A 15,061-nucleotide genomic window follows, 5' to 3' on the forward strand; every position below is an offset into this window, starting at 1 on the left:
GCGCGCGCCTAACGCAGCTTGCCCCGTGCCGCGACCGGCAGCGTGCCCAGAATCTCCTCGCCGCGGACCATCACGACCTCGTCCATCATGTTGACGACGACGCAGACGTGGTTCGGCACGATGCGGACGACGTCGCCGACATTGGGGCGCGTGTTGCTGCGGGAGAGGTCGAGGAAGCCGTGCTCCTCGGCGAAGCGGGCGATCTTCGCTTCCGGGTGCTCCAGGATCAGGCCGTGGCCATCGAGGCCGCCCGTGTCCGTTGTCAGCGTCTTCGAGCCGGCATCGAGGATGCCGCGCTCGGGCGCGGCGCGGCTGACGACGGTGGAGTAGATGTGCAGCGCGCAGTCATCCCAGGTGGCAACGCCGGCGGCGACCTGCATGCGGTCGTTGTAGATGTAGGTGCCTGGGCGGTGCTCGGTGGCGCCCTTGAGCTTGCCGAGATTCTTCAGGTTCGGCGAGCCGCCGGTCGAGACGATGCTGGCCTCCAGACCTTCGGCGCGCACGCCGGCCAGCGCCTCGTCGTAAAAGCGTTGCGCCTCGTCCCAGCCGCTCTCGGTCGGATACAGCATGAAGCCGGCGAAGCGCAGGCCGTCGCTGGCCTTGATCTGCCGCGCCAGCTGGATCGCCTCGGCGGGCGTCTCGACGCCGGCGCGCTTGCGGCCGGTGTCGCATTCGACGACGACCGAGAGCGCGCGGCCCGACTGCTTCGCCGCCTGCGGCAGGCCGGCGATCACGGTCGCGTTGTCGGCCGCGACGGTCATCTCGGCTTTCGCCTGCAGCGCCGCGAGCCGCGCCATCTTCTCCTCGCCGATCAGATTGTAGCTGATCAGGATGTTGGCGATGCCGGCGTCGGCCATGATCTCGGCCTCGCCGATCTTCTGGCAGGTGATGCCCTGCGCTCCGGCCTCGATCTGCAGCTTGGCCAGCACCGGGCTCTTGTGCGTCTTGATATGCGGCCGGTTGGCCACGCCGGCAGAGTCGCATTGCGCCTGGATGCGCGCGATGTTGCGCTCCACCTTGTCCATGTCGATGACGGCGCAGGGCGTGCCGTACTCCCGGGCGATTTTGGCGGCGAGCGGGGTGGTCATGTTGTTAGCTCCATCATCAACGGTGGCAGCGTGTGCCATCAATCGTAGGGTGGGCAAAGCGAAGCTTGCCCACCGTCTTCTGTTGCGCAAGGATTCGGTGGGCACGGCGCGTGCGCGCCTTTGCCCACCCTACGGCAGCGTCATCCGCCCTCGATCTCCTCGCGCAGCACTTCGAGCTCCAGCCAGCGGTCTTCGGCGGCGGTGAGTTCGGCTTGCGAGGTGGCGATGGCGAGGGACGCGGCATCGAATTTTTTGCGGTCCTTGGCGTAGAGTGCGGGGTCGGCGAGCACGGCCTGCTGCTTGGCGATCTCTCCTTGCAGCTTGGCGATCGTCTTCGGCAATGTTTCCAGCGCGTGCTTTTCGTTGAAGGACAGCTTGCGCTTCGGCGTACTCGCGGGCTGAGCTGCCGCCGGCTTGGTGTCCTTCTTTTCTTCAGCCGCCTTGTCTTCGGCTTTCTTGGCGTGCTCGCGCTTCAGATCGGCGCCGCGCTGAACCAGCATGTCGCTGTAGCCGCCGGCATATTCCTGCCATTTGCCGTTGCCCTCGGGCACGATCACCGAGGTGACGACGCGGTCGAGGAAGTCGCGGTCGTGGCTGATCAGGATGACCGTGCCCTCGTAGTCGCCGAGCATGTCCTCGAGCACATCCAGCGTCTCCAGGTCGAGATCGTTGGTTGGCTCGTCCAGCACCAAGAGGTTCGACGGCTTGGCCAGCGCGCGGGCCAGCATCAGCCGGCCGCGCTCGCCGCCGGACAGCACCTCCAGCGGCGTGCGCATCTGCTCACGCGAGAACAGAAAATCCTCCATGTAGCCGACGACGTGCTTCGGCTTGCCGGCGACCATGACGTGATCGCCGCGGCCGCCGGTCAGCGCCTCGGCGAGCGTGGTGCGCGGGTCAAGGCTCTCGCGGTGCTGGTCGAGGGTCGCCGTCTCCAGATTGACGCCGAGCCGGATGCTGCCGCTGTCGGGCTCGCTGCCGCCGGTCAGCAGGTTGACCAGCGTGGTCTTGCCGGCACCGTTGGGGCCGACGATGCCGATGCGGTCGCCGCGCTGGATGCGGATGGAGAAATTGTCGACGATCTTGCGATCGCCATAACTCTTCGATGCGCCCTTCGCCTCGATCACCAGCTTGCCGGACTTGTCAGCCTCGGCGGCGGCGAGATTGGCGGCGCCCGCGGTGCCGCGATAATCGCGGCGCTGCTGGCGCAGGGCATGCAGATTGGCGAGCCGCTTGACGTTGCGCTTGCGCCGACCGGAGACGCCGTAGCGCAGCCAATGCTCCTCGTTGACGATCTTGCGGTCGAGCTTGTGCTGCTCGCGCTCTTCCTCCGCCAGCACCTCGTCGCGCCATGCCTCGAAGGCCGCGAAGCCGCGATCGATCTGCTTGATCTGGCCGCGGTCGAGCCAGGCGGTGGCGCGCGACAGATTGGTCAGGAAGCGGCGGTCGTGGCTGATCAGCACCAACGCGCAGCGGCGGCCGTCGAGCTCGTTCTCCAGCCACTCGATGGTGGTGAGGTCGAGATGGTTGGTCGGCTCGTCCAGCAGCAGGATGTCGGGATTGGGCGCGAGCACGCGCGCCAGCGCCGCGCGGCGCGCCTCGCCGCCGGAGACGTGCGCGGGGTCTTCTTCGCCGGTCAATCCGAGCTGCTCGACGAGATAGCGCGCCTGGTAGTGATCGTCGCCAGGCCCGAGCCCGGCCTCGACATAGGACAGCGTCGTCGCATGGCCGGAGAAATCCGGCTCCTGCGGCAGATAGCGCACGGTGGCGCCGGGCTGCACGAAGCGCGTGCCGCTGTCGCAATCGACCAGACCCGCGGCGATCTTCAACAGCGTCGACTTTCCTGAGCCGTTGCGGCCGATCAGGCAGACGCGCTCGCCGGGCGAGACGGAGAGCTCCACGCCTTGCAGCAGCGCGGTGCCGCCGAAGGTCAGGCGGATGTCTTTCAACTGGATGAGGGGCGGCGCCATGTCGCTTAGCTCTGTTGCTGGACCCGCGCGGCGCGTTGGCGCTGCACGCGGCGGATCGTGGTGTCGAGGGTGGAGAGGAACGTCGAGCGGTCGCGCGGCGTGAACGAGCGCGGGCCGCCGGTGACCTCTCCGGAGGAGCGCAGATCGGTCATCAGATTGCGCACGGCGAGCGTCATGCCGATCGACTCCTCCGTGAACGGCTTGCCGTTTGGCGCGATCACGGCGCTGCCGGCCTTGACGCAGCGGCTCGCCAGCGGAATGTCCGCGGTGATGACGATGTCGTCGAGACCGGTGCGCTCGGCAATCCAGTCGTCCGCCGCATCCATGCCGCTGCCGGCCGCGATGCGCGTGATCAGGGGATCGTCGGGCACGCGGATGAAGCCGCCGGCGACGACGATCACCGGCAGGCCGTGCCGGATCGCGACGCGGTAGATTTCGTCCTTCACCGGGCAGGCGTCGGCGTCGACATAGATGGTGGTCGGGGCGGTTTCGGTCGTCATCGGGCCTTCATTCAGGATGGCCGGTTGGTACTCCATCGAGCCGGGAATTGCGAGCCAAACGCTGCGCTTGCCAGGGGCTTTCCTGCCGCTACCATCGCCGAAAAGGGTCGAAGGGAGGCAAGGATGTCCGGCGAAATCGCGCCTTACGCGGTCGAGGCGTTCAACACGGCCAAGCAGTCCGAGAACAAGATGCACGACGACGGCGTGGCCCGCCGCTTCGGCTTCGCCGGCGGCCTTGTGCCCGGCGTCGAGGTGCTGGCCTATATGCTGCACCAGCCGGTCGCGCGCTGGGGGCGGGCGTTCCTGGAACGGGGTCTGATCGAGGCGCGCTTCATCAAGCCGGTCTATGACGGCGAGATCGCCGAAGTCAGGGCGAGCGAGGAAGGGGAGGGGCTCAGCCTGGAGGTGATCAGTCAGGGTCAGCTCTGCGCCACCGGTTCCGCAACGCTGCCGACGGCCCCGCCGGACGTGACGCTGGCGGACTATCGCGATGTTCCGCCAGCAGCCGTGCGGCCGCCGATCGGCGCAGACTCGTTCGCGGTCGGTAGCCTGCTCGGCACGGCGCCGCGCGCCTGGCCGGGGCAGGCGGCCACGATGTATCTCGACGAGATTCGCGAGCGCGATCCGATCTATGCCAACGAGCGGCTCGGTCATCCCGGCATGCTGCAGCGGGTGATGAACCGGCTGCTGGTCGACAACGTCGTGCTCGGTCCGTGGATCCACGTCGGCAGCCGGATGCAATTGCTGGCGGCGATCGCCGAGACCGACGAGATCACGGCGCGGGGACGGGTGACCGCCAACTACGACAAGAAGGGCCACCGCTTCGTCGAGATCGACGCGCTGGTGGTCGCGGACGGCGATCGGCCGCTGGCCCATTGCCGTCACGTCGCAATCTACCAGCCGCGCGCGCAGGCTTGACGGCTGCGTCATGGCGTCGCCGCTATCAAGACGATTTGATCATTAATAGTGAGGCCGTTCATACGCAATCTAAAATTGTGTATGCTTCCTTCTGCCCGTCATGTGAAGGGGCGAGGATCGGTGAGCGTATTCGACGAACACGGTGTGCCCGCCAGCTGCGTCATATCTGGGCATGCCATGACGAGGCGTCTTCTGCTCGGGAGCGGCATCGACGAGGTCTGCGGCAGCAGGGGCGAGTTTGCCGTGTTGGGTCGACACGCATTTCCGGTGCCGTCAGCACGATCATGAAGGATCAGAGGGGACCCGAAGCTGGCGATCACGCCTGGCGGGAATTGGCCAGGATGAGCCGGCCGTATCTGGAGGTCGCCGATTTCCTCGTGAGCTATGCGCAGCGGCTGGCCGAGTTGTCGCGCGCAGCGACGGTTGAGATCGCGGTCGCCGATCTCGGGCGCATCGTGCTGTCGAGATCCGGGACCGAGACGGTGCAGGACTGGCTCAGCGAGCGGGACGGCGGTGCTGCGGCGGCCTCCGAGCGCGAGCCGCGACGGGCGCCGGAGTGGCGGCTCGAACCGACGCCATCCGTCACAGTGCCGCTGGTCTATGCCGATGTGGGGATCGGCCGCCTGAACCTGGCCTGGGACCGGCGGCGGAGCGGGGCGGACCTTTCTGAGGCGCTGGCGGATTGCGCGCGCCAACTCGCCTTCGTGGTGAAGCGCTACGAGGTCTGCGAATGGGCGCGGCAGCGCCTCGGCCGCTCGCTGTTGCTGGTCGGCGCCAGCGATGCCGTGCGCAACCTGGAAATTTTCGTCGAGAAGGCCTCGCACAGCGATCTGCCTTGCCTGCTGCAGGGCGAGTTCGGAACCGAGACGCCGTATCTGGCGGCCGCCATCCATTGCTGTGGACCGCGCCGCGATCTGCCGTTCGTGCAGGTCAATTGCGCCCAGCCGCGCGGGGCGCCGCAGGACTGGTTTCGGCAGGCCGAGGGCGGCACGCTGTTCTTCAGCGACATCGACATGCTGGCGCCGGGCCTGCAGAACGAGCTGCCGCAATACATGCATTCCCGTCTCGGACAATGGCTCGACGTCTCCAGCACGACGCGGGTGCGCGTGATCGCGTCCGCCAGCGGCGATCTGCCCCGGCTGGTGGCCGAGCGTGCCTTCGCACGTCAATTGCTGGCGGAGCTGGATTTCCTCCCGGTCAGCGTGCCGCCGCTGCGCGAGCGCAACGATGACATCGAGCCGCTGGTGATCGCCGCCCTCGAGGGACATGGTCACCGCGCAGAGGACAAGATCAGTGCGGAGATGCTCGAACTGTGCCGCAGCTATGCCTGGCCCGAGAACGCATTCGAGGTGGAGCGCGTGATCGCCCGGCTGGCGGTGATGACCGGACGGGCCAGGATCCGCGCCGACGACGTCAGGCGCTATTTTCCGGCGCTCCACGCGCAGGCGGAGCAGGCCGCGGCGCCGGCGACGCCCGTGGTCATGGCGCCGCCGGCACCCGAGGCCGTTCTCGAGCCGATGGTCGCGCCAGTGCCGGTGTCGGATGGCGGTGGGCCCGACGACTGGGTCCATCACGTGCTCAACAAGGACGTGAAGGCGCTGTCGCGCCTGCATCCCAACCTCCGCAAGGCTCTGATCTATCTGGTCGACCATTACGCCGAGCCGATCCGGCTCGACACGCTGGCAAGACAAGCCCATGTCAGCCAGTCGCATCTGAGCTTCCTGTTTCGCCATAGCCTGCAGACATCATGCAAGGCGATGCTGTCGCGCATCCGGGTCGAGAAAGCCAAGGAGCTCTTGGCCACCAATGCGCGGCAGCCGATCACCGACGTGGCGCTGCAGGTCGGCTTCGCCGATCTCAGCCATTTCGAGAAATACTTCCGCCGCCAGGTCGGCCGTACGCCGCGCGAGTACCGGCGCATGGCGGCGGAGTGAGACATGTCCATCGGCCTCGCGTGGCCATCGCCATGGTCGTCATCAGAGAGTTCTTGTCAGCCGTCGTGCTCAGGGAGATAATGCCAAGTGAAGCAACCCTCGCGCGAGATTTCGGAGGTCGCAGATGTCGTCCAGCCAGAGTGTGTTCGACGGCAGTGAAGCAGAAGCTTCGACAAGATCGCAAACCCCGGGCGCGCGACGATCCACATCGTCCGATCGATCATCAGCGTTCGATGCCTTTGAGCCGCAAGCCGCCGGAGTGTTCGATGAACCACGGTCCGGGATGCCGCATCGGGCTCGGTCCGTCCCGGATCGAAGCCGACATGGCGATCTCTTCTCGGATCTGGGATCGGATGTGTCGGCGCCCGGTCGCGTTCGCGGCCTTGGCTCGCTTCCGCAGGGTGCAACCCGTCAAACGCGACTGCCGGCCGCACCGCGTCCTGTGAAGGTGCTTGCTGAAGGGTCGGCAGGCCGGAGCCCGGATGGAGGCGACATCTTCGCTGAGCGCTCTTCCGAGACGTCGCGTCGGCCCCGGCCGGTAGGTCGAAGCCCAGGCGAAGACCTGTTCTCGGACGTGTTCGCGGCTGTGCCATCGCCCGGTTCGGCCCGCAGCCCCGTCCCAGTGCCACGGGCCGCGGCCCATCAGGGAGCGCTATCGCGATCAAAGTCGTCCGTTGCAGGTTCGCGCGTATCGCATCCGACGCGGCTGCTCGCTGATGCGTCGCCGTCGAGATCCGCCTTGCGTTCGTCAGCAGGATCGAGCGTGTTCGACGATGATCCGCCAAGCGAGCCGCGGCGCTGCCGCCTGGTTCGTCTCCGAAGGACCGCGCGGCGCCGGCGCATGGTCGTCATCGACCGGTCCGGAGTATGACAGCGGCGTCGGAGGGCGGCCTGGGAGAAGAGGGTATTACGCGTCCAGCCGCGGATGCTCTCAGAAGCTGTCACCCGGGCCGAAGAGCTGCTGATTGACCCGCGGTGTGCCGACCTTTGGCATGCTCTCCATCGTGGTCTTGCCGATCGCGGATTTGTCGATCGCGGATTTGTCGATCTCCTTGGCGGCTCGCCATTCCCCCTCGCTGCCCGAAAATGCGAGATAGAAGGCGATGCCGCCGACCGACAGCACGCGGTTGAAGATGTAGTTGACGTCGTCCGGCTTCCAGCCGGACATGCCATCATCCGCGGACTTTTCGATGGTGACCGCGAGCATGAAGGCGCCGCTGTCCACGTAGATGTTGCGGCGGCCCTCGTCCAGCTTTTTGAGATCCTTCTCGACCTCCGACATGAAGGTCGGCGCACTCTGCTTTGCTGTCTGAGCCTTGATCTCGACGAGAATTTGATACTTCGTCAACAATTCGGGGTTGAGCAGGAGATCGACCCGCCAACTCTCCTGATGGTAGACGCTCTGCTCGCGGGCTATCTGTCCCTTGTATTTGGCCTTGAGATATCCTGCGAGATCGGCCTGTAGCCAAGCCTCGTAGCCTCCATCATCGAGCGCCGTCACCAGCTGCAGGCCGGCGATGCCGCGGTCGTTGGCCCAGGCCAGCAGGCCTTCACAAAATTCTTTCTCATTCATGATCTGGTCCTCGAGGCGCAAAGCTGCCTTGCGGTCTCAAGCGGGACGCGGCACGCCATCGCCTGCGTTGCAGCTGGGCGCGACATCGGTGATCGCGGCCGGAGTCATTCCAGCGCCAGCACATGGACGATGCCCTCACCGCAGCGTTGGCATTTGTAGTGGCCGTCATCCTGCGTGCCCCAGTGGAAGACGCCGGCCTCGTCGTAGCTTCCGAGATGCGCCTCGCAGGCGACGAAGCCGCATCGGCCGCACTGCCCCGAGCCGGAACGGATCGGGGCCTGACAGACGAAGGGAAAGCTTCCTCCTTCCTTCTTCGTCCGCATCACCCAGCCGCGGCACGTCGAGTACGGCACGGTCGCCAGTTGATCGACCTGGTTCTGATGCAGTCCGGCAATCGTCACGGCGACGAAGGCGAGGTCTTCATCCCACACCTTCGAACATGAGAACATCAGCGGCCAATCCGGCACCGTCTGAATCTGCTGCTTGGCCGCTGGCCCGAGATACAGCCTGAGAGCCCAATGATCGGTGTTCCACCAGTTCTTGCTGCGGACGATCACGTTGTAGCGGCTGTCGGCATCGAACGGAATTGGTTCGAGCCCGTTGACGCGAAGCATGATGCGGACGAGACATTCGAGAAACTCCGTCTGGGGCGCGCAGTCCTGTTCGAGCTCAGGTCCTTCCATGGTTGCCTCCCGCAACAACGCCGCCATGCGCTGGAGATCGACGGCGTTTCCCTCCTGGGGATATTGCTGAGCGGCATCCTGCTTGATGCCCAGTGGATAGCCCATCGCGTCCGTGTTCAGCACGTTTGCGATGATGCTGCTGTTGCTCTTGAAGTCGTCAACGGTCAGCGTTCCGCCGCTGAGCACCCAGTTCCAGCACGCATACTGATAGAGCGGACCGGTGATGGTGTTCGGGACCTGCTGCCCGTTCCGTGTCCGCTCGTAGCTGAACAGCCGGCGTATGACGGCCATGGGAAGGTTCGGCATGGAAGTCTCCCAGAGTTTCGTATCAGTCGATCAATGGTCCATCGGCTGGCGCGTCAGGCCCAGCCGGCCTGCTGCAAAATCGTCGTTGCGGCTCGTTCACCCGAGTAGAAGGCGCCGTGAATCGTGCCGTAGGCGTCCACCCAGGTGGCTTCGCCGGCGAAAAGGATTCGTCCCCCGCCATGCGGCTTGCCGAGCTCCAGCCGCGCATTCAGCGCCGTCGGATCGTTGGCATTGCCGCCGTCGTAGCGGGTGAACGAGTAGGCGCCGCGGATGTGAGGCTGCATCGACCAGTTGGTGAGCATGGGTTTCTGGAGGGGGACGATCTCCGCGGGCGCGTAGGCTGCATTCAGGACCTTGAACAGCGCGGCAACGACCGTCTCGTCGTCCATCCTGTCGAGCATGTGAGCGAAGTTGCCGGAGGCCACGCAGATCAACGCCTGCGGCGCCGTCGGCAGGCGGAAATATTGCCAGCAGCCTCCCAGTGCACCGTCGTAGACATAGTAGTCGCAGCTCGGCGCGATCGCGTCCGGCATCTGCTTCGGACAGAACGCGACCTTCTTGTAGGATCCGAGCAGCACATAGGTCAGGGCGGTGGTCCGCTCGAAGGTCAACGGCGGCTCGAACGCAATGCCGGCGATTGCGCTGCAGGGCACGGTGACGATGCAGTAGTCGTAGTCGCCGACCACCTGCTCGCCGGCGCAGATCCGCACACGATTTTCGGCAGTCAGCAGCCGGACGGCCGAGACGACGGTCGCGGGGTGGAGCGTCAGCGTGTCGGGAAAGCTCTTTTGCAGGCTGCGCCCATAGGCGTCGACGAGGGTGCCGATGCCGTTCTCGACGAACAGAACCTCGCCGCTGCCTTCAGCCTGTCGCTCCCGGTCGGCCGCGATATATTGCCAGGGCTCGGCGGATTCCGCGATCGATCCATATTGGCTGGAGCCGAGCGCAAGCGCGGCATCGGCGCCCGACGTGGGGGATTGGGCGATCGGAGCGGCGTTGCGGGACTGAATAGCCGCCGCGTAGCCCTCATCCAGCAGCGTTTGCACCTCGTTGATCCCAGGGGTACCAAGCCTGTTCTGCCAGACGCCGTCGAGCTGGACGCGGTAGTACGTCCCGGCGGCCTTGTCGTCGCGGGGAAGCAGCTCGAAGTCCAGCGACTTCGCGATCCCGGTCCACGGATTGACCTCGGGGTCCTGAATGAACTGCGGTCCCAGATCGAAGGGAAACCCCTGATCCGGCCGGGTCCAGGCGCGGCCGCCGAAGCGCTCGTAGGCGTCGACCAGAGTGACGTGTTGCTTGTTCTTCAGCAACAATTGAGCTGCCCCGAGCCCTGCGCAGCCGCCGCCGATGATGACGACCTTGACCATGTTCGTCAGTCCTTGGTGGAACGATCGAGGGAGGCGATATCGCTCCCGGCGCGTTCAGTTCATGTGCGACGCCGTCCCCTTGCCTGCGCAGAGGCGACGCCGCTTTTCAGAGCCTTGCCCTGAGCTGTCGGGGCGGCCTTGCGAGGACCGCGGCCTCCATCGCGATCAACGTGCCGAGCGTCTCTGCGAGCTTCCAGCGCGTTGCCCATTCACCGACATCGGCTGCGCGCCCGCGGCACCAGGGTATCAGCTCGAGCAGACCCAACACGGCGAGCGGTCCAACACGGTTGAGAACAATATTGCTGCTGAGGCGCGGACGCAGCGAGAAGCGGATCAACAGTGGGCAGTAGCTGGTCGTGCCCAGTGGCAGGGATGTCTTGGCAAACACATTGACGGTGTTGAGGGGGGCGATCTTGCCGACGATTCCGAAGGCCGGGATCTGGCTGGCAGTCTGTTCGACCATCTGGGCAAAGCTGGTGAGCTGCGAGTCGGAGATCTCGCTTTCGCTCACACATGTCTCGTAGTGCAGGTCGATGGCGGCAAATTCGGCGGGAATGACGTTGCCCTCGATCGTCGGTGACGCGAAGAGACGGTGGAGATTGGCGGCATAGCTTCCTTCCGCCACGGCCAGCACTTTCGGTGCGACGGCAACCTGGGCCGTGAGCCCGAAGATGGCCGCGTTCTGGCTCAGGACGAATCTCCCGCGCTCCGCGAGATGCGTGACCATCATGGCGGAGACGGCGTCACACCACTTGAACACCAGTCCTGCCTGCTTGATCTCTGTTTCGCTGGACATGCCATCGATCAGATCCTTGAGCGTCGCGCTGTTCACGACATCGAATGCCTCGGCAAGCCCGGGATCGAGTGCGAGCTCGTAGGCGACGCAGAACTGGCCGAGCAAGATCCACGCGAGATCCCGAATGCGCGGGAGACCGACACGGGAGACCTGCTGCTGGCACAAGACGAGCCCGGCGGTCGTTACGAACCCTTGTTCCCATGCCACGTAGAGCTGCGCATCGTCCGTGCCCAAGACCTCCAGCAGCCGCGCCAGCCGCGTCTCACGCTTGTTCGCCGAGGGGGATATGCCGGCGTCGGACTCCCGGATGACGTCGATCAGGTCGTCGATGAAGTAGCTGGCGCCCGGATACGGAACGCCATTGACCGTTTTGATGCTTCGGCGGACATGCCGCCATTGTTGCAGGAGCTCGATCGTATAGTAGCGCGGAATGCCGACGTCGACCAGCTCCGCCTTGCAACTGCCTGACGGCTTGTCGGCGATCTCGCGCCAGACGCTTTCCAGCGAAAGCAACGGATCCAGACTCAAGGCATTCTCGTCGATCGTGTCCTGCCAGGCGAGCACGAAGACGTTGTCGATCACCTTGTCGAGGGTCTCGACCGAGCTGGCCCTTGTCCTTGCATAGGTCTCCGTGGAGACGATGAGGGAGGGGGCATTGGCCATCAGATTGGCGGAGAATATGAAGTTGTCGCGCAGCAGCATGTTGTCGACAATGGCGCGAGTCCGCTCGTAGAGTTGCCACCACTCGCCCGGAGGCAGATAGGGATCGATGAGGATCTGCGTGTCCCAGTCGTTTTCACCGCGCTCGGGCGTGCCCAGGAGATAGGCCAGGCCGCGACCGCCTTTAAGGAAGAAGACGACTTTGCCGTCGAGCTCACGTGACAAGGCGGCGATCATCCGCTGCAGCAGCTTGAACAGCCAATCCTGCTCATTGTGCAGGAGCTTCGTCAGTTGGGAGCTTGCAATGCTGCGGTAGATGCCGTCTTCGCTCCTTCTTACGAGAAGGCTATAGGGAACGAGAAGACGCAGAAGGAAGAAGTGCGGTATGGCCTCGTTGTTGGTCACGATGCAGAAGCCGTGGACGATGCTGTGCAGTGCGTCGCTTACGGCAGTGAGATTTCTCAGGCAGGTGCTGGCCACGGCGCGCGCTTCGTCAACTAAGGCGCCTGGTTTGATCTTCGCGCATTCGACCGGCACCGCCTTGCACATTTCAATGCAGGTCTGCAGACATGTGATGGTCTGCATGCTCGGATCGAGGTCGATGAGGTATTGGCAGATCTTCACGAATTCCTTTGCGATATCTTGTGCGCGGGCACCGATATTGATGAGATCGCCCCCCTTTTTGTAGGCTTCGACGACCTCGTACAGCTGCTTCGACTGCGCATTGACATTGTCACGGGCATTCTGCGCATCTCCTCCGGGCGGAAGTGGACCCGTCTCGATCCGAAAATATTGCTCCATCAGCAGGCTCGAGCGCAGCTGGCGTTGTTTGGCGGAGCTCTCCCGCGCGCTGAGCGCCGCGATGGCGTCCGGATAGGGAGGCCAGTAGAGCGGCAATTCTGGTCCTTTCCGGACCCACCGGATCGTCAGGTCGTGATGGTCGTTCACATAGTCGATCGTGACCGGAGCGGGCGGCTGCGATTGCGCGATGATCTCCGTGACCGTTCTCGCCATCAGCCCGAGGGCCTCGAGGGCCGCGTCATCCTTGTCGCAGAGCGTGCCGGGCATGCGTCGTGTTCTCCGTCCGCAGCGCGCCAGCTCAGGATGCTGCTGCGGTGCGCTGTATCGGCGGCTGGCTCGCGGCCATCGCGGCGCCGATGGAGCGTTCGGCGGCGATGACGCTTTGCTCGGCGGCCTCCTGGGCCTCGGCGATGATGGCGCGGCCCGCGGCGGCCATTGCCGACAGCTGGCGGTCGGTGAAGCCCGTGGCCTGGCGCGTGGCGATGATCGAGGCTGCGACGGCCTGTTCGGCGGTCTCGACCGTGGGCGAGGCGTATTCCATGGGAGGAGGCAGCGGCTCGACCTGCGGCCGGCGCGACAGCATGGCTGCCTGCGTCGCTGCCATCTTGCGCTCCATCGCGGCAGCCGTCCGGCCGACCGCTTCGTTGAAGGCGTGCTGAGCCGCGGCGATCGCCCGCGCGGCCTCGGCGAGGCGGTGCTCGATCTGATGGATGGAATGGGACGACAGCGGAGGTGCGGCCGGCTCGTCGATCTCGCTCACGGTCTCGTCCTCCGCCGTCTCCACCTGCTGCTCGACCGCGACCACCTCGTCGGTGCCGCTCTCGATCAGCTCGGCTTCGAGCTCGGCATGGCGGGCGAGGTCTGCCGCCGACTGCTCCTCGATCTGCTCGACGAAGGCTTCGGGCAGCATCGGTCCGGCATAGGGATTGTCGAGCAGGATGTCGGGCTCGTTCTCGGACGACGAGGTCGGGATCTGCTGCTGCTCGCTCATGATGGCCTGCCTCTCGGATGTCAGCTCTTTTCGGCGGGCGGTGCGATCCGCCGGAATTGGCGCAAGGTGATGTCGCCGTCGGCGCCCAGGTAAAGCTCGGCGTAGAGATTGCCCGACTGCGTCGGCAGGATGCAGGAGCGGCCGTCCTGACTGATCCGGCCGGTCTTGGGATGGTTGGCGGATAGGAACGACTGGGCGTTGGCAAGATACAGCGTGACGACCTGCTGGGCGGCCGCGCCGGTCTCCTGCGTGAAGGTCGTGCTCTCGATGATGCGGCAGACGCCCTCCGACAGCCGGGCGAAGCCGAGCCGCCGGCCCTGGCGCAGCCAATTGTTGACGGCGGCCGCGACCTCGTGCGGCGGCACCAGGCCCTTGACCTGCGGGCAGTCGAGCGCACCGAACATCAGCGGCAGCAGCGTCTGCACCGCGGCATTGGCCTGTGAGAGGCGCTGATCGGCGGAGCTGGCGGCGCTCTTGAGCTTGGCCGTCAGCGCCATGTAGATGCGGTAGTAGTCGCAAAATTCGTCGGGCGTGCGGGCCTGCTGAACGGCGAATGCCGCCGCGTCGTTGCGGATGTCGGGGTTGCCGTCCTGCGGCTGTGGCAGCGCGATGAGCTCCCACAGAGCAATGGTCTCGTTGAGGCCGAGGCACTGGAACACGGGCGCTGCCGCGACGCCGAGCTGCGTGAGCAGGGCCGGGACCGCGGCGAGGTCCGATTGTCCACGAATGCCGTGGGCACTGAGGATGCTCTCGGTCTGGCTCGCCGTCGCCGCATCCTGTGCGCCGGTCTCCGCCTTCGCGAGCGTGCGCAGGTCGCCGAGATTGAAGGTCAGCAGCTTGACCGGGCTGACCTGCAGGCACAGGCCGGGCAGCAGCGCCAGCGGCGAGCCGTGCAGCCCGTCCTGGATCTCGGCCATCATGCTCGTTTCGTCCGGGAAGCTGTAGCTCGCGGTCGGCGCGCGCACCGCCCAGTCCAGCCATTGCACTCCGCCGTCGATGAACGCCAGGACCACCGCCCCGATCTCGGAGAGGCCGCCGCGGCCTTGGATCAGCCTGTTTGCGACCGTCACCGTCATGACATCACCCCGACGGGAAGTTCTTGAGGATGGTGGAGGCGGCGGCGCCGATCTGCGCGAAGTCCTCCGTCGCCGATTTCATCATGCCCTGCGCCGTCACCAGCGCTTCGGCATATTTCGGCTCGCCGGTCGCCAGCAGCTGCGCCATGGCGACGCCGGAGGCGGTGGTGGCGATGGTCGAGACGTTGCGCAGGGCGTCCGCCGCATCCTGGATCGCGATTGCCGCCGATTGCGCCACCGACTGATAGGCCTTGCCGGCGCCGCTGGTGAGCACGACCTGCGGCGCCATGGTCGCCTTCTGGACCTGGTTGATCACGTCGATGATCTGGGCGTCGACATTGCTCGGCATCTGCGTTTCCTCAACCGAACCGGCCGCCGCGGCAGGGGAGCGGCATCCCGGA

The 15,061-nt window shown here is 65.5% G+C and carries 12 protein-coding genes; 2 read left to right on the forward strand and 10 right to left on the reverse strand.

Annotated features, from left to right (window positions below; genetic code table 11):
• Positions 1–8 precede the first annotated feature (8 nt).
• The 3 genes from QXZ94_RS05870 to QXZ94_RS05880 form a co-directional block, all read right to left on the reverse strand.
• Positions 9–1,088: a D-TA family PLP-dependent enzyme gene (locus QXZ94_RS05870; protein ID WP_315719606.1), complete on the reverse strand. Its 1,080-nt coding sequence runs from the start codon at positions 1,086–1,088 to the stop codon at positions 9–11.
• A 140-nt stretch (positions 1,089–1,228) separates the two neighbouring features.
• Entirely contained in the window at positions 1,229–3,055 is a 1,827-nt protein-coding gene (locus tag QXZ94_RS05875; protein ID WP_315719608.1) for an ABC-F family ATP-binding cassette domain-containing protein, read from the reverse strand.
• A 5-nt stretch (positions 3,056–3,060) separates the two neighbouring features.
• On the reverse strand, positions 3,061–3,555 hold the full coding sequence (locus QXZ94_RS05880; RefSeq protein ID WP_315719609.1) for a YaiI/YqxD family protein: 495 nt from the start codon (positions 3,553–3,555) through the stop codon (positions 3,061–3,063).
• Positions 3,556–3,678: 123 nt separating this feature from the next.
• Between QXZ94_RS05880 and QXZ94_RS05885 the strand changes: the two genes are divergently transcribed.
• Both QXZ94_RS05885 and QXZ94_RS05890 read left to right on the forward strand, forming a co-directional pair.
• Positions 3,679–4,473 (forward strand): hypothetical protein, encoded by a 795-nt coding sequence (locus tag QXZ94_RS05885; RefSeq protein ID WP_315719610.1) that lies wholly within the window; start codon positions 3,679–3,681, stop codon positions 4,471–4,473.
• 341 nt (positions 4,474–4,814) lie between these two features.
• Positions 4,815–6,407 (forward strand): helix-turn-helix domain-containing protein, encoded by a 1,593-nt coding sequence (locus QXZ94_RS05890; RefSeq protein WP_315719611.1) that lies wholly within the window; start codon positions 4,815–4,817, stop codon positions 6,405–6,407.
• A 931-nt stretch (positions 6,408–7,338) separates the two neighbouring features.
• Here QXZ94_RS05890 and QXZ94_RS05895 read toward each other — a convergent pair.
• The 7 genes from QXZ94_RS05895 to QXZ94_RS05925 form a co-directional block, all read right to left on the reverse strand.
• Positions 7,339–7,980, reverse strand: coding sequence for a hypothetical protein (locus QXZ94_RS05895; protein ID WP_315719612.1), 642 nt, complete (start codon positions 7,978–7,980; stop codon positions 7,339–7,341).
• Positions 7,981–8,084: 104 nt separating this feature from the next.
• Positions 8,085–8,969: a hypothetical protein gene (locus tag QXZ94_RS05900; protein WP_315719613.1), complete on the reverse strand. Its 885-nt coding sequence runs from the start codon at positions 8,967–8,969 to the stop codon at positions 8,085–8,087.
• Positions 8,970–9,022: 53 nt separating this feature from the next.
• Positions 9,023–10,336 (reverse strand): NAD(P)/FAD-dependent oxidoreductase, encoded by a 1,314-nt coding sequence (locus QXZ94_RS05905; protein ID WP_315719614.1) that lies wholly within the window; start codon positions 10,334–10,336, stop codon positions 9,023–9,025.
• Between the two features lie 106 nt (positions 10,337–10,442).
• Complete coding sequence (locus QXZ94_RS05910) at positions 10,443–12,860, reverse strand: hypothetical protein (RefSeq protein WP_315719615.1); 2,418 nt, start codon at positions 12,858–12,860, stop codon at positions 10,443–10,445.
• Between the two features lie 31 nt (positions 12,861–12,891).
• Positions 12,892–13,584 (reverse strand): hypothetical protein, encoded by a 693-nt coding sequence (locus QXZ94_RS05915; RefSeq protein WP_315719616.1) that lies wholly within the window; start codon positions 13,582–13,584, stop codon positions 12,892–12,894.
• Positions 13,585–13,604: 20 nt separating this feature from the next.
• Positions 13,605–14,660 (reverse strand): hypothetical protein, encoded by a 1,056-nt coding sequence (locus QXZ94_RS05920; protein ID WP_315719617.1) that lies wholly within the window; start codon positions 14,658–14,660, stop codon positions 13,605–13,607.
• A 4-nt stretch (positions 14,661–14,664) separates the two neighbouring features.
• Entirely contained in the window at positions 14,665–15,009 is a 345-nt protein-coding gene (locus QXZ94_RS05925; protein WP_172108188.1) for a hypothetical protein, read from the reverse strand.
• Positions 15,010–15,061 lie beyond the last annotated feature (52 nt).

This window comes from Bradyrhizobium sp. SZCCHNS2022, from assembly GCF_032377575.1.
Lineage (GTDB): Bacteria > Pseudomonadota > Alphaproteobacteria > Rhizobiales > Xanthobacteraceae > Bradyrhizobium > Bradyrhizobium aeschynomenes.

Bases quoted from the DNA above. Each gene is read 5' to 3' on its own strand.
- QXZ94_RS05870 (WP_315719606.1), bottom strand. From the start codon at position 1,088: ATGACCACCCCGCTCGCCGCCAAAATCGCCCGGGAGTACGGCACGCCC.
- QXZ94_RS05875 (WP_315719608.1), bottom strand. From the start codon at position 3,055: ATGGCGCCGCCCCTCATCCAGTTGAAAGACATCCGCCTGACCTTCGGC.
- QXZ94_RS05880 (WP_315719609.1), bottom strand. From the start codon at position 3,555: ATGACGACCGAAACCGCCCCGACCACCATCTATGTCGACGCCGACGCC.
- QXZ94_RS05885 (WP_315719610.1), top strand. From the start codon at position 3,679: ATGTCCGGCGAAATCGCGCCTTACGCGGTCGAGGCGTTCAACACGGCC.
- QXZ94_RS05890 (WP_315719611.1), top strand. From the start codon at position 4,815: ATGAGCCGGCCGTATCTGGAGGTCGCCGATTTCCTCGTGAGCTATGCG.
- QXZ94_RS05895 (WP_315719612.1), bottom strand. From the start codon at position 7,980: ATGAATGAGAAAGAATTTTGTGAAGGCCTGCTGGCCTGGGCCAACGAC.
- QXZ94_RS05900 (WP_315719613.1), bottom strand. From the start codon at position 8,969: ATGCCGAACCTTCCCATGGCCGTCATACGCCGGCTGTTCAGCTACGAG.
- QXZ94_RS05905 (WP_315719614.1), bottom strand. From the start codon at position 10,336: ATGGTCAAGGTCGTCATCATCGGCGGCGGCTGCGCAGGGCTCGGGGCA.
- QXZ94_RS05910 (WP_315719615.1), bottom strand. From the start codon at position 12,860: ATGCCCGGCACGCTCTGCGACAAGGATGACGCGGCCCTCGAGGCCCTC.
- QXZ94_RS05915 (WP_315719616.1), bottom strand. From the start codon at position 13,584: ATGAGCGAGCAGCAGCAGATCCCGACCTCGTCGTCCGAGAACGAGCCC.
- QXZ94_RS05920 (WP_315719617.1), bottom strand. From the start codon at position 14,660: ATGACGGTGACGGTCGCAAACAGGCTGATCCAAGGCCGCGGCGGCCTC.
- QXZ94_RS05925 (WP_172108188.1), bottom strand. From the start codon at position 15,009: ATGCCGAGCAATGTCGACGCCCAGATCATCGACGTGATCAACCAGGTC.